Origin of the sequence: Pseudomonas sp. UYEF17, assembly GCF_040546125.1 — a bacterium.
In the GTDB taxonomy this organism is placed as follows: Bacteria; Pseudomonadota; Gammaproteobacteria; order Pseudomonadales; family Pseudomonadaceae; genus Aquipseudomonas; species Aquipseudomonas putida_Z.
Window position 1 is genome coordinate 90,466 of record NZ_JBEPNE010000011.1, and the last position, 11,851, is coordinate 102,316.

11 protein-coding genes are annotated in these 11,851 nt (G+C 64.3%); 3 read left to right on the top strand and 8 right to left on the bottom strand.

The features are described 5' to 3' along the window. Positions 1-65: 65 nt before the first annotated feature. The 8 genes from ABIB24_RS17255 to bioB all read right to left on the bottom strand — a co-directional run bounded on the left by ABIB24_RS17255 (position 66) and on the right by bioB (position 8,718). Complete coding sequence (locus ABIB24_RS17255; RefSeq protein ID WP_274078767.1) at positions 66-1,349, bottom strand: GGDEF domain-containing protein; 1,284 nt, start codon at positions 1,347-1,349, stop codon at positions 66-68. Between the two features lie 291 nt (positions 1,350-1,640). Beyond that, positions 1,641-3,446, bottom strand: coding sequence for a phenylacyl-CoA dehydrogenase (locus ABIB24_RS17260; RefSeq protein ID WP_274078768.1), 1,806 nt, complete (start codon positions 3,444-3,446; stop codon positions 1,641-1,643). Positions 3,447-3,732: 286 nt separating this feature from the next. Beyond that, complete coding sequence (locus ABIB24_RS17265) at positions 3,733-4,029, bottom strand: hypothetical protein (protein WP_003258614.1); 297 nt, start codon at positions 4,027-4,029, stop codon at positions 3,733-3,735. Between the two features lie 230 nt (positions 4,030-4,259). Continuing rightward, the gene (gene bioD / locus ABIB24_RS17270; protein ID WP_286919030.1) at positions 4,260-4,940 is read right to left on the bottom strand and encodes a dethiobiotin synthase; all 681 of its coding nucleotides are present in this window, start codon (positions 4,938-4,940) and stop codon (positions 4,260-4,262) included. 10 nt (positions 4,941-4,950) lie between these two features. After that, positions 4,951-5,769 carry a malonyl-ACP O-methyltransferase BioC gene (gene bioC, locus ABIB24_RS17275; RefSeq protein ID WP_075044392.1) on the bottom strand — a complete coding sequence of 273 codons (819 nt, stop codon included), beginning with the start codon at positions 5,767-5,769 and terminating at the stop codon, positions 4,951-4,953. Beyond that, the gene (locus ABIB24_RS17280) at positions 5,762-6,493 is read right to left on the bottom strand and encodes an alpha/beta fold hydrolase (RefSeq protein ID WP_054573687.1); all 732 of its coding nucleotides are present in this window, start codon (positions 6,491-6,493) and stop codon (positions 5,762-5,764) included. The genes bioC and ABIB24_RS17280 overlap by 8 nt, the downstream gene beginning before the upstream one ends. Next, positions 6,486-7,658: an 8-amino-7-oxononanoate synthase gene (gene bioF / locus ABIB24_RS17285; RefSeq protein WP_137162827.1), complete on the bottom strand. Its 1,173-nt coding sequence runs from the start codon at positions 7,656-7,658 to the stop codon at positions 6,486-6,488. The genes ABIB24_RS17280 and bioF overlap by 8 nt, the downstream gene beginning before the upstream one ends. A gap of 1 nt (position 7,659) precedes the next feature. Then, complete coding sequence (bioB, locus tag ABIB24_RS17290; protein WP_013970556.1) at positions 7,660-8,718, bottom strand: biotin synthase BioB; 1,059 nt, start codon at positions 8,716-8,718, stop codon at positions 7,660-7,662. 89 nt (positions 8,719-8,807) lie between these two features. On the opposite strand from bioB, the gene ABIB24_RS17295 reads away from it, so the two are divergent. From ABIB24_RS17295 to ABIB24_RS17305, 3 genes are all read left to right on the top strand, one after another. After that, a complete protein-coding gene (locus tag ABIB24_RS17295) occupies positions 8,808-9,539 on the top strand; it encodes a ComFC family protein (protein WP_289514978.1) in 732 nt (243 codons plus the stop codon). 172 nt (positions 9,540-9,711) lie between these two features. Then, positions 9,712-10,476: a TOBE domain-containing protein gene (locus tag ABIB24_RS17300; RefSeq protein WP_274120064.1), complete on the top strand. Its 765-nt coding sequence runs from the start codon at positions 9,712-9,714 to the stop codon at positions 10,474-10,476. Between the two features lie 111 nt (positions 10,477-10,587). Then, positions 10,588-11,562: a serine/threonine protein kinase gene (locus ABIB24_RS17305; RefSeq protein WP_274078770.1), complete on the top strand. Its 975-nt coding sequence runs from the start codon at positions 10,588-10,590 to the stop codon at positions 11,560-11,562. Positions 11,563-11,851: the final 289 nt, after the last annotated feature.

Consider the following 11,851-nt stretch of genomic DNA (forward strand, 5'->3'; position numbering starts at 1 on the left):
GGCAGTGTAACCGAACAACTTTTACGAGACATAGGGTCATCACTAGACCGTACAGTCTATTTCGGTCACGCCGTGCGCACTGCCCCTCGCTGCGATTGTTGCCCATGCACCATGACACAATTGCGCCCCGCACCCTTGGCGCTGTACAACGCCTGGTCGGCGGATTTCAGCACGGCTTCGGGGTTACGATGATCGGCCTGGCGCTCGGCCACGCCGATGCTGATGGTGACCGACACCGTGCCACCACTGCTGCCCGCCCGCCGTTGGCGCCCGGTGGTATCGTCCTGCGGGCGGTTGTGCTGGTCGCGCAGGTGCATCACGTAGTTGGCGATCACTTCGCGCACGGCCTCCACGTGCGGCACGCATTCCTCGGCGGTCTTGCCAGCAAACACCAAGGCGAATTCCTCGCCGCCATAGCGGTAGGCGCGGCCACCCCCGGTGACCTTGGACAGGCGGCTGGCAACCAGGCGCAGCACCTGGTCGCCGACGTCGTGGCCGTGGGTGTCGTTGAATTTCTTGAAGTGGTCGACATCGGTCATGGCGATCACATAGTTGCGCCCCAGGCGCTGCATGCGCTCGTTCAGCGCACGGCGCCCCGGCAGGCCGGTCAGCTCGTCGCGGAAGGCCATCTGGTAGGCCTCGTGCGCCACCGCTGCGGCGATCATCAGCATCACCTGGCTGCACATGATGTTCAGGGTGAACGGCAGGATGAAGGTTTGCGGCAGCATCCAGAAGATGCCCAGCAGGCCCATCACCTGCGCAGCGTGCAGCGGCCGTGGCGCACGCAGGTATTGCACCACCAGCAGGATGAATATGCCGAGGAACAGCGGGTAGACCATCTGGATCAGGCTCATCCACTGGCCATGCAAGGTTGGCCAGCGGATTTCGGCCAACCAGGTCAGCAGCGCTTCGGGGTAGCTTTGCTCCAGGGCCACTGCCACGCTGCCCACGGCAAACAGCACGGCGCCACGGGCGACCAAGTCCTGCAGCAGGTGGGTGCGCTCCTGCCAGGCACCATACAGCCCGAACAGGGTGGGCAGCAGCAGGCACACCAGGTGGAAGATCACCGCCGCGTCCTCGCGCACGCGGCCATGGTCACGGTAGAAGTCGGTCTGGGTGTCGAGCAGGTAGTAGGCGATGTACACCGTGAGCATCAGGAACAGCTCGCGCTGGCGACGGTACACCGCACAGTAGGCTCCGCCCAGCAGCAGGACCAAGGTGGGCAGGACGTTGAACAGCGATGTGAAAAAGACACTGAGGTCTCTCACATAGGCCGCGGCGAGGCCTGCCAGCAAAAGAATCAGCGAAGGCAGGAAGTGGCTCGCGCGAACAGCGTTAAAACGAAACAAGGGTAATCTCCAACCCGGCAGATCAATGGTGGCATTGTGCCCTTACTTCATCGGCAGTGCACATGAACAGTTGAATTTCGAATCAGACTCGGTTCCTTGTAGGAGCGGCCTTGTGTCGCGATCGGGGTGCGAAGCAGCCCCAGGATTTCTGCCACAGCAAAGATTGCTGGGGCTGCTTTGCAGCCCATCGCGACACAAGGCCGCTCCTACAAGGGGACCGCGCTGGACCTGAAGAAATAAAAAAACCCGCCTGCCGGTGAGGGCAGGCGGGTTTGGTTTACAGCGGCAGGATCAGTACGACAGGCCGAAGCTCTCTTCGTCCATCGCCATCAGGTTGTTGGCACCCGACAGCATGGTCGCCACGTGGGTACGGGTACGCGGCAGGATGCGCTGGAAGTAGAAGCGCGCGGTCTGCAGCTTGGCGGTGTAGAACGCTTCTTCGCTGGTGCCGGCAGCCAGTTTCTCGGCCGCCAGGCGGGCGATGTCGGCCCAGAAGTAGGCCAGGCAGGCGTAGCCGGAATACATCAGGTAATCGACCGAGGCCGCACCCACTTCTTCGCGGTCCTTCATGGCGGCCATACCCACTTTCATGGTCAGCTCGCCCCATTCCTTGTTCAGCGCCGCCAGCGGTTCGACGAACTCCTTGACCGCTTCGTTGCCTTCCTGCGCCTGGCAGAACTTGTGCACGATCTTGGTGAAGCCCTTCAGTGCTTCGCCCTGGGTCATCAGCACCTTGCGGCCGAGCAGGTCCAGGGCCTGAATGCCGGTGGTGCCTTCGTACAGCATGGAAATGCGGCTGTCGCGCACGTTCTGCTCCATGCCCCACTCGGCGATGAAGCCGTGGCCACCGTAGATCTGCACGCCGTGGTTGGCGGCTTCGAAGCCGACCTCGGTCATGAACGCCTTGGCGATCGGGGTCAGGAACGCCAGCAGGGCATCGGCCTTCTTGCGCTCTTCTTCATCCTGGCTGTACTTGACGATGTCCACCTGCTTGGCAGTGAAGTACACCATCGCGCGGTTGCCTTCGGCGAAGGCCTTCATGGTCAGCAGCATGCGACGCACGTCCGGGTGGACGATGATCGGGTCAGCAGCCTTGTCCGGTGCTTTCGGGCCGGTCAGGGAACGCATCTGCAGGCGCTCGCGGGCGTACTTCAGGCCACCCTGGAACGCTACTTCGGCGTGGGCCAGGCCTTGCAGCGCGGTACCCAGGCGAGCGGTGTTCATGAAGGTGAACATGCAGTTCAGGCCCTTGTTGGCCGGGCCGATCAGGTAGCCGGTAGCGCCGTCGAAGTTCATCACGCAGGTGGCGTTGCCGTGGATACCCATCTTGTGTTCGATCGAGCCGCAGCTCACGCCATTGCGCTCGCCCACACCGCCTTCGGCGTTGGGCAGGAACTTCGGCACGATGAACAGCGAGATGCCCTTGGTGCCAGCCGGTGCGTCCGGCAGGCGGGCCAGGACGATATGGACGATGTTGTCGGCCATGTCGTGCTCACCGGCAGAAATGAAGATCTTGGTGCCCGACACCTTGTAGCTGCCGTCGGCCTGTGGCTCGGCCTTGGTGCGCAGCATGCCCAGGTCGGTACCGCAGTGCGGCTCGGTCAGGCACATGGTGCCGGTCCACTCGCCGGATACCAGCTTGGTCAGGTAGGTGTGCTGCTGCTCGGCAGTACCGTGCGCAGAGATGGTGTTCATCGCGCCGTGCGACAGGCCCGGGTACATGCCCCACGACCAGTTCGAACCACCGACCATTTCGCTCAGGGCCAGGCCCAGCGATTCCGGCAGGCCCTGGCCGCCGTGCTCGACGTCATGCGCCAGGCTCGGCCAGCCGCCTTCGACGAACTGCTGGTAGGCCTCTTTGAAGCCGGTAGGGGTTTTCACGCCCGATTCGCTCCAGGTGCAACCTTCCTGGTCACCCACGCGGTTCAGTGGCGACAGCACCTGCTCACAGAACTTCGCGCCTTCTTCGAGGATCGCGTCGACCATGTCGGGCGTGGCGTCCTGGCAACCCGGCAGGCTCTGATAGTGCGCCTCATAGCCGAGCAGCTCGTCGCGAACGAAGCGGATATCACGCAAGGGGGCTTTGTAATCAGGCATTGCGATGAACCTCTAGGTGAGTTCTGTGGGGTGACCCGCACTTGGCGGCCGTCGATCAAACAGTTGTTTGAAACTTACGTTTAGCTCCGCCTTATGTCAAGGATGGACTATGGTGCCATTTACGCCACGAAAAATGGCAAAAGCGCCAAGCCATGATATGTACCCCTGTGGGAGCGGGTTTACCCGCGAATGGGCCAGCCCGGAAAACAGAGGTGTCCGGGCGGACGCATTCGCGGGTAAACCCGCTCCCACAGAGATAGCGTTAGGTTCGGGAAGGGCCGCCGTATCAGGCGTAGGTGTCGATGATCCGACCGAGCATTTCGTCGGATGCCTTGGCGACCTTTGCGCCAAGTTCGACTTCGAGTTTGCCCACGGCCAGCTGCACGGTGCTGGTGGCCAGGTCCATCTGCTGGCTGCGGTCGACCGCGCGCAGGCGTTCGGCCTGAAAATCGCTGGACTGGCTGGTGGCGCTACGTTCGGCGGTGGTGCTGGCGATCTGGCTGGCGGCCTGATCGACGCGGTTCTGGCCGGTCTGGATTGCGCTCAGGCCCGCATAGTAGGCGGAGCTACCGGTGATTTCCATGTCAGGACTCCATTGACGCTGGATGACGAACAGGCCCAATTAAAGCAGGCCAGGGGTGAAAAGGCCCGTTTAAATCCCTAATGGCCTGGTGCCATTTGATAGGCCTTGGGTATTCCTGTACCGGCCTCTTCGCGGGCTTGCCCGCTCCCACAGGGTCCGCACAATAGCTGGACCCTGCGCTGTACCTGTGGGAGCGGGCAAGCCCGCGAAAGGGCCTGGCCTGGAAACGGCTAATCCAGCAGATCCAGCTGAAGGTGTTCAGCCACCATGTCGGCACTGGCCTGCTTCAATTTGGGCACACGCCCCAGGCATGGCGCTGGCAAACGCTCGGCCAGGCTAGCCAGGTTCTCTTCCAGGCGCGAAGTACGCGGCTCGATGATGTTCGCCACCCATCCCGCCAATTGCAGCCCGTCACGGGCAATCGCCTCGGCGCTGAGCAAGGCGTGGCTGATGCACCCCAGTCGCACCCCCACCACCAGGATCACCGGCAACTTCAAGGCAATGGCCAGATCGGACAAGTTGGCCTGCCCCGACAACGGCACGCGCCAGCCACCGGCCCCCTCGATCAGGGTGAAGTCGGCATTTTGTTGCAGCACATTGCGCATCGCCGCCAACAGCTCCGGCACGGCAAGCGTTACTCCCGCCTCGCGCGCTGCCACATGGGGTGCGATAGCCGGTTCGAAGGCAAACGGGTTGACCTGTTCGTAGGGCAGCTTGATCGTGCTTTCATCGATCAGCGCCTGGGCGTCGCTGTTGCGCAAGCCTTTCGGTGTCATCGTGCAACCGGAGGCTACCGGCTTGGCCCCCAGCGTGCTCATGCCCTGCAACCGTGCCGCATGCAACAGCCCGGCAGCGATGGTGGTCTTGCCAACATCGGTATCGGTACCGGCAATGAAATAGGCCTGGCTCATCTCGCTCCCCTTACACCTGTGGCTTGCGCAACAAACCATAGACCACCTGATAGGTGGCTGGCAGCCCCTCAGGCTGGCGAAACGCCTCATAAGCCTGCAGCAGGCCCTGCATGCGGGCCCGGCCGGTAAGCCCGGAAGGCCGGCCAGGGTTCAGGTTGTGGGCGCCGAGGGCCTTGAGTTCATGGGTCAGGCTGCGTACATCCGGGTAGTGCAGCACGTGCGGGCAGCGCTGCAGCCCCAGCTGTTCGAAGCCGCTGGCTGCGCACAGGCGTTGATAGTCCTCGAAACGGCGGAAGCGGTTCACATGCACCAGGCCATCCACCGCCTGCCAACTGGCGCGCAGTTCATCGAGGGTACCCACACACAGGCTGCTGAAGGCCAGCACGCCGCCCGGGCGCAGCACTCGCAGCGCTTCTGCCAGCACGCTGGCGAACTGGTCGCACCACTGCACGGCCAGGCTGGTGAACACCAGGTCGACGCTGGCATCACGCAGCGGCAAACGCTCGGCGTCACCGGCCACGTGATAGAGCGCCCCGCCCTGTTCGTTGCGGGCATGGCACAACATGCCCTCGGCGATATCCACCGCCACGCCGCTGGCCTGGGTGAAACGCTCGGCCAGCGCCCGGCTGAAATGGCCGGTGCCGCTGCCCAGGTCCAGCCAGCGTGACGGCTGCAGGCCTTCCGGCAACTGCTCCAGCAAGCTCGAACCCACCGCACGCTGCAAGGCTGCCACGCTGTCGTAGCTGGCTGCGGCGCGGGAGAACGAGGCCGCTACCTGGCGCTTGTCGGGCAGCGCGCCGGGCAGGGTCGGACGGGAAAGGTCAGTCATCGCCACTCTCATGCAGGAAACTCTTGATGCCCGCCGCCAGTTCCTGCGGGTACTCCAGCAGGAACGCGTGGGAACTGTCTTCGACCAGGCCCACTTCCACATCGGGCAGCAGCTCGCTCAGCGCTTTTGCCGCCTCTGCCGGCACCAGCGCATCGCTGCCGGCGAACAGGTGCAACTGCGGGCCACCGTAGGCCTGCAGTGCTTCGCGGGTGTCCAGCTTGGCCAGCACCTCAAGGCCGGTGGCCAGGTACAGCGGGTCGGTGTCCGGTACGCCGACACCCAGCTGGCGCAGCAGGGTACGCGGTTGCAGGGCACCGTCGCTGCACAAGGTACGGAAGCGCTTCAGGGTGACCTGGGTATGGCTGCGGCAGCCGTCGAGGAAGGTGCCGAAAGTGTCTTCGGCCATGCCGTGGGGCCAGTCGGGGCGAGCCACGAAACTGGGGTTGCTGGCCAGGGTCAGCAGGCCGCAGCAATGGTCGCCGCGCTTGTGCGCCAGCGCGCTGGCCAGCATGCCGCCTAACGACCAGCCGCCCAGCCAGACATCGCTCGGCAGCTTGCGGTCGAGGTGGTCGACCCAGGCCTGCACATCGCTGTGGGCCAGTTCCGGCAAGGGCATCAGCTCTACCTGCAGGCGGGCGTCCTGGGCACGCAGGCTGGCGGCCAGCGGCTCCAGGGAAGCAGTGCCCAGGCCCCAGCCGGGCAACAGAACAAGTCGATTACGCATCGGCGCTCTCCAACTGTGGATAACACTCGGCCAATGCATTCAACAATAGCTGCACCTGCGCCTCGCTGTGCGCGGCGCTCAATGTCACCCGCAGGCGTGCGCTGCCCGCCGGCACGGTGGGCGGGCGGATGGCCGTCACCAGCAAGCCGCGCTCGCGCAACATGCCTGACAGGCGCAGGGCCTGTGTGCTGTCACCGATGACGATCGGCTGGATCGGCGTCGGGCTGTCCATCAATTCCAGGCCGATCTGCTGCGCGCCTTCACGGAACTGGCGAATCAGCGCGGCCAGGTGCTCGCGGCGCCAGGCCTCGCGGCGCAGCAGTTCCAGGCTCTTGAGGGTGGCGCAGGCCAGCGCCGGTGGCTGGCTGGTGGTGTAGATGTACGGGCGGGCGAACTGCACCAGCGCCTCGATCAGTTCTTCGCTGCCGGCCACAAAGGCGCCAGCGGTACCACAGGCCTTGCCCAGCGTACCGATCAACACCGGCACATCTTCAACGCCCAGGCCGAAGTGCTCGACGATACCGCCACCCTGGGTGCCGAGGGTGCCCAGGCCATGGGCATCATCGACCATCAACCAGGCACCGCGAGCGCGGGCGACATCGGCCAGCGCCGGCAGGTCGGCCAGGTCGCCGTCCATGCTGAACACGCCATCGGTCACTACCAGGGTATTGCCGACGGCCTTGTCCAGGCGGCTGGCCAGGCTGGCCGGGTCGTTGTGCAGGTAGCGGTTGAAACGGGCGCCGCTGAGCAAGCCGCCATCCAGCAGCGAAGCGTGGTTCAGGCGGTCCTGCAGCACCGTGTCGCCCTGCCCCACCAGCGCAGTGATGGCGCCCAGGTTGGCCATGTAGCCGGTGGAGAACAGCAGCGCACGCGGGCGCCCGGTGAGTTCGGCCAAGGCCTCTTCCACCTGGTGGTGCGGCGTACTGTGGCCGATCACCAGATGCGAGGCACCGCCACCGACACCCCAACGCTCGGCGCCGGCCTGCCAGGCGGCAATCACCTCGGGGTGGTTGGCCAGGCCCAGGTAGTCATTGCTGCAGAAGGCCAGCAAACGCTGGCCATCGACCACCACTTCCGGCCCCTGCGGGCTTTCCAGTAGTGGCCGCTGCCGATACAGGTCTGCGGCGCGCCGTTCGGCCAGGCGCGCTGCCAGGTCAAAGGCCATTTCAGGCTGTCGCGGCGTTGTAGAACATCTCGCTGCTGCGCTGCTCGACCAGCGCCTGCTCGATAGCCGCCTGGTGCACTTCGTCGGCGTGCTCTTCACGCGCTTCGGGCTTGATGCCCAGGCGTGCGAACAGCTGCATGTCCTTGTCGGCCTGCGGGTTGGCGGTGGTCAGCAGTTTTTCGCCGTAGAAAATCGAGTTGGCGCCAGCCATGAAGGCCAGGGCCTGCATCTGCTCGTTCATCTGCTCGCGGCCGGCGGACAGGCGCACGTGCGACTTGGGCATGAGGATACGGGCAACGGCCAGCATGCGGATGAAGTCGAACGGGTCGACGTCTTCTTCCTCGGCCAGCGGCGTGCCGGCCACCTTGACCAGCATGTTGATCGGTACTGACTCCGGGTGCTCAGGCAGGTTGGCCAGCTGGATCAGCAGGCCGGCGCGATCGTCCAGCGACTCGCCCATGCCGAGGATGCCGCCGGAGCAGATCTTCATCCCGGCATCGCGCACGTAGGCCAGGGTCTGCAGGCGCTCGCTGTAGGTGCGGGTGGTGATGATGCTGCCGTAGAACTCCGGCGAGGTATCGAGGTTGTGGTTGTAGTAGTCCAGGCCGGCCTGGGCCAGGGCCTTGGTCTGCTCCTGGTCGAGCTTGCCGAGGGTCATGCAGGTTTCCAGGCCCATGGCCTTGACGCCTTTGACCATCTCCAGCACGTAGGGCATGTCTTTGGCCGACGGGTGCTTCCACGCCGCGCCCATGCAGAAGCGGGTAGAACCGATGGCTTTGGCGCGGGCGGCTTCTTCCAGCACCTTCTGCACTTCCATCAGCTTCTGTTTTTCCAGCCCGGTGTTGTAGTGGCCGGACTGTGGACAATATTTGCAATCTTCCGGGCAGGCGCCGGTCTTGATCGACAGCAGGGTCGAAACCTGCACGCGGTTCGGGTCGAAATGCGCGCGGTGCACGGTCTGCGCCTGGAACAGCAGGTCATTGAACGGTTGCTGGAACAGCGCCTTGACCTCGGCCAGGGACCAGTCGTGACGTGTTGTTGCAGTTGTGCTGGCGCTCATGGGCGTTTCCTTGTTTAGGCTGAAGCAGGCGCCGGGACAGGAAAGCCCGCCAGCGCATCACGGATAGCTCGCATAGTCATGGAAGGCCTATGAACTGTCAACCACACTGGAAAAGACTGGTTTACAAGTGCTCACTTATTAACCAATCGTGTTTACTGTGCGATGAACCTGCCGAGCAGGCCTACCCGCTGTGCGTCGCCTGCGAGCAGGAACTGCCCTGGCTGGGCGATCATTGCCTGCGCTGCGCCCTGCCGTTGCCCATGGCCGGCCTGACCTGCGCTCAGTGCCAGCGCCGCGCACCGGCCTTCGAGCAGGTGCTTGCACTGTGGCATTTCGGCTTTCCGGTGGACACGCTGATCAGCCGTTTCAAGCACAACCGCCAGTGGCCCTTGGGGCACCTGATGGCCGAATTGCTCGCGCATGGGCTGCTGCACAGCTTTACCGAAGGGCTGCCGCGCCCCGACCTGTTGTTGCCTGTTCCCTTGGCCAAACGTCGACTACGGGAGCGGGGTTTCAACCAGGCAGGGATGCTCGGGCGCTGGCTTTCGTCGCACGTGGGGGTACGTTGCGACGAGCGGTTGCTGCTGCGCACACGGGAGACACCTGCGCAGCAACAACTGGACGCCAAGGCCAGGCGACGCAACTTGCGCCAGGCGTTTACCGTCACGGGCAAGCTGACGGGCAAGCACGTCGCCATTGTCGATGACGTGTTGACCACCGGTGCTACCGCGCAGGCGATTGCCCAAGTGCTGCGCAAGGCCGGTGCGCGGCGGGTGGATGTGTATTGCCTGGCGCGCACGCCCAAGCCGGGGTATGTATGAGCAAGCGCGGATCGCCCGGTGTAGGAGCGGCCTTGTGTCGCGATCGGGCTGCGCAGCAGCCCCAGCGATATTTGCCAAGGCATGAATCGTGGGGCCGCTTCGCGCCCCTTTCGCGACACAAGGCCGCTCCTACAAACTATCCACCCTCAGGCCCCCACAAGACCGAATGCCCATGTCCCTGCCCCCCCACCTCACCCAGCACATCGCCCGCCGCCCCCAGCGCATCGCGCTGCTGCAGCACATTGCCGAAGAAGGTTCGATCACCCGCGCCGCCAAGGCCGCGGGCATCAGCTACAAGGCCGCCTGGGATGCAATCGACGAACTCAACAACCTGGCCAGCCAGCCCTTGGTCGAGCGCAGCACCGGTGGCCGTGGCGGTGGCGGTGCGCGTTTATCGACGGAAGGCGAGCGGGTGCTGCGCCTGTATCAGAGGCTGCAGACACTGCAGGCGCAAATCCTTGAAGCAGCCGAAGAGTCCAGTGACCTGGACCTGCTCGGCCGGCTGATGCTACGCACCAGCGCGCGCAACCAGTTGCAGGGCCAGGTCAGTGGCCTGCGCCGCGAGGGACGGCATGATCGCGTCAGCCTGGCGTTGGGCGGAGGGTTGGAGATCGAGGCGCTGATCACCCACGACAGCACCGCACGGCTGGAGCTGACGCTGGGGACGACGGTAGTGGCGCTGCTCAAGGCGGGGTGGGTGAGGTTGCTGGCCGACGAGGAACAGGCCGAAGCGGGGAGTAACTGCCTGCGGGCGACAGTGGAGGAGGTACTGGCGGAGGCTGATGGGCCTGGTGAGGTCCGGTTGGCGTTGGGGAATGGGCAGACGTTGTGTGCGTTTGCCGAGACGGATTGGTTGGCTGGCCAGCGGGTGACAGCAGGCAGTTCGGTGCGGGTTCAATTTCATCCCTCTTATGTATTGCTTGGGATTCCTGCATAGCCTGGCCGCCAGGGAAACGATGCACCTGTGGGAGCGGGTTTACCCGCGAAGAGGCCGGTACAGGCATAACGCGCTACCATGGCCCCCACGCCGCCTACCCCCGGAGCCACCATGTCCCACCCCTTCGACACCCTCACCCCCGACCTGGTCCTGGACGCCGTGGAAAGCCTGGGCTTTCTCAGCGATGCCCGGGTGCTGGCGCTGAACAGCTACGAAAACCGCGTCTACCAGGTGGGCATCGAGGGCGCGCAACCGCTGATCGCCAAGTTCTACCGCCCAGGCCGCTGGAGCGACGCGGCCATCCTCGAAGAGCACAGCTTCACCGCCGAACTGGCCGATTGCGAAGTGCCGGTGGTCGCCCCGCTGCAGCACGACGGCCGCACCCTGTTCGAACACCAGGGCTTCCGCTTCACCCTGTTCCCCCGCCGCGGCGGCCACGCGCCAGAGCCGGGCAACCTCGACCAGCTCTACCGCCTCGGCCAGTTGCTCGGCCGCCTGCACGCCGTGGGCGCCAGCAAACCGTTCGAGCACCGCGAAGCGCTGGCCGTGGACAACTTCGGCCATGCCTCGCTGAATACCCTGCTGGAAGGCGACTTCGTCCCCCGCGAACTGCTGCCAGCGTTCGAATCGGTGGCCCGCGACCTGCTCAAGCGGGTGGAGGACATCTATGCCCGCACGCCGCACCAGCTCATCCGCCTGCATGGCGACCTGCACCCCGGCAACCTGATGCACCGCGACGATGTGTACCACGTGGTCGACCTCGACGACTGCCGCATGGGCCCGGCGGTGCAGGACCTGTGGATGATGCTGGCCGGCAGCCGCGAGGAACGCCTTGGGCAACTGGCCGAACTGATCGACGGCTATAACGAGTTCCACGACTTCGACCCGCGCGAGCTGGCCCTGATCGAGCCCCTGCGCGCCCTGCGCCAGCTGCACTACAGCGCCTGGCTGGCGCGGCGCTGGGACGACCCGGCATTCCCGCCGAGCTTCCCTTGGTTCGGCCAGCCACGCTACTGGGGCGACCAGATTCTCGCCCTGCGTGAACAGATGGCCGCATTGGATGAACAGCCGCTGAGGTTGTTCTAGAACTTGCATCAAAAAAGATTTAGCTAGCAAACGCCGTATTACGCAAGCCGGCATCCGGGATGGCGGCATGCTGCCCTGCAACTTCCTTAGATGCTGAACCTAGTATTTTTGCCAGTAGGCAAGGGGGGAGGCTGAGTGTAAAAAATCTTAGGTCAGCGTGGGACTATTAGCAGTAGGTCAAACAAACTGGGCATTTGCTGAGCAGACGCAGCGTCCGGCCAAGTCCCCTTTGTCGAAGCGGCCAACTTAGGGGCATAAGCTCACGCAGATACCTACCTTACAAAACCGG

What these genes read in the sequence shown, in the direction of transcription:
- bioF (WP_137162827.1), bottom strand. Translation starts at nt 7,658, where the DNA reads ATGGCCTTTGACCTGGCAGCGCGCCTGGCCGAACGGCGCGCCGCAGAC.
- bioC (WP_075044392.1), bottom strand. Translation starts at nt 5,769, where the DNA reads ATGACTGACCTTTCCCGTCCGACCCTGCCCGGCGCGCTGCCCGACAAG.
- bioB (WP_013970556.1), bottom strand. Translation starts at nt 8,718, where the DNA reads ATGAGCGCCAGCACAACTGCAACAACACGTCACGACTGGTCCCTGGCC.
- ABIB24_RS17260 (WP_274078768.1), bottom strand. Translation starts at nt 3,446, where the DNA reads ATGCCTGATTACAAAGCCCCCTTGCGTGATATCCGCTTCGTTCGCGAC.
- ABIB24_RS17305 (WP_274078770.1), top strand. Translation starts at nt 10,588, where the DNA reads ATGTCCCACCCCTTCGACACCCTCACCCCCGACCTGGTCCTGGACGCC.
- ABIB24_RS17295 (WP_289514978.1), top strand. Translation starts at nt 8,808, where the DNA reads ATGAACTGTCAACCACACTGGAAAAGACTGGTTTACAAGTGCTCACTT.
- ABIB24_RS17280 (WP_054573687.1), bottom strand. Translation starts at nt 6,493, where the DNA reads ATGCGTAATCGACTTGTTCTGTTGCCCGGCTGGGGCCTGGGCACTGCT.
- bioD (WP_286919030.1), bottom strand. Translation starts at nt 4,940, where the DNA reads ATGAGCCAGGCCTATTTCATTGCCGGTACCGATACCGATGTTGGCAAG.
- ABIB24_RS17265 (WP_003258614.1), bottom strand. Translation starts at nt 4,029, where the DNA reads ATGGAAATCACCGGTAGCTCCGCCTACTATGCGGGCCTGAGCGCAATC.
- ABIB24_RS17300 (WP_274120064.1), top strand. Translation starts at nt 9,712, where the DNA reads ATGTCCCTGCCCCCCCACCTCACCCAGCACATCGCCCGCCGCCCCCAG.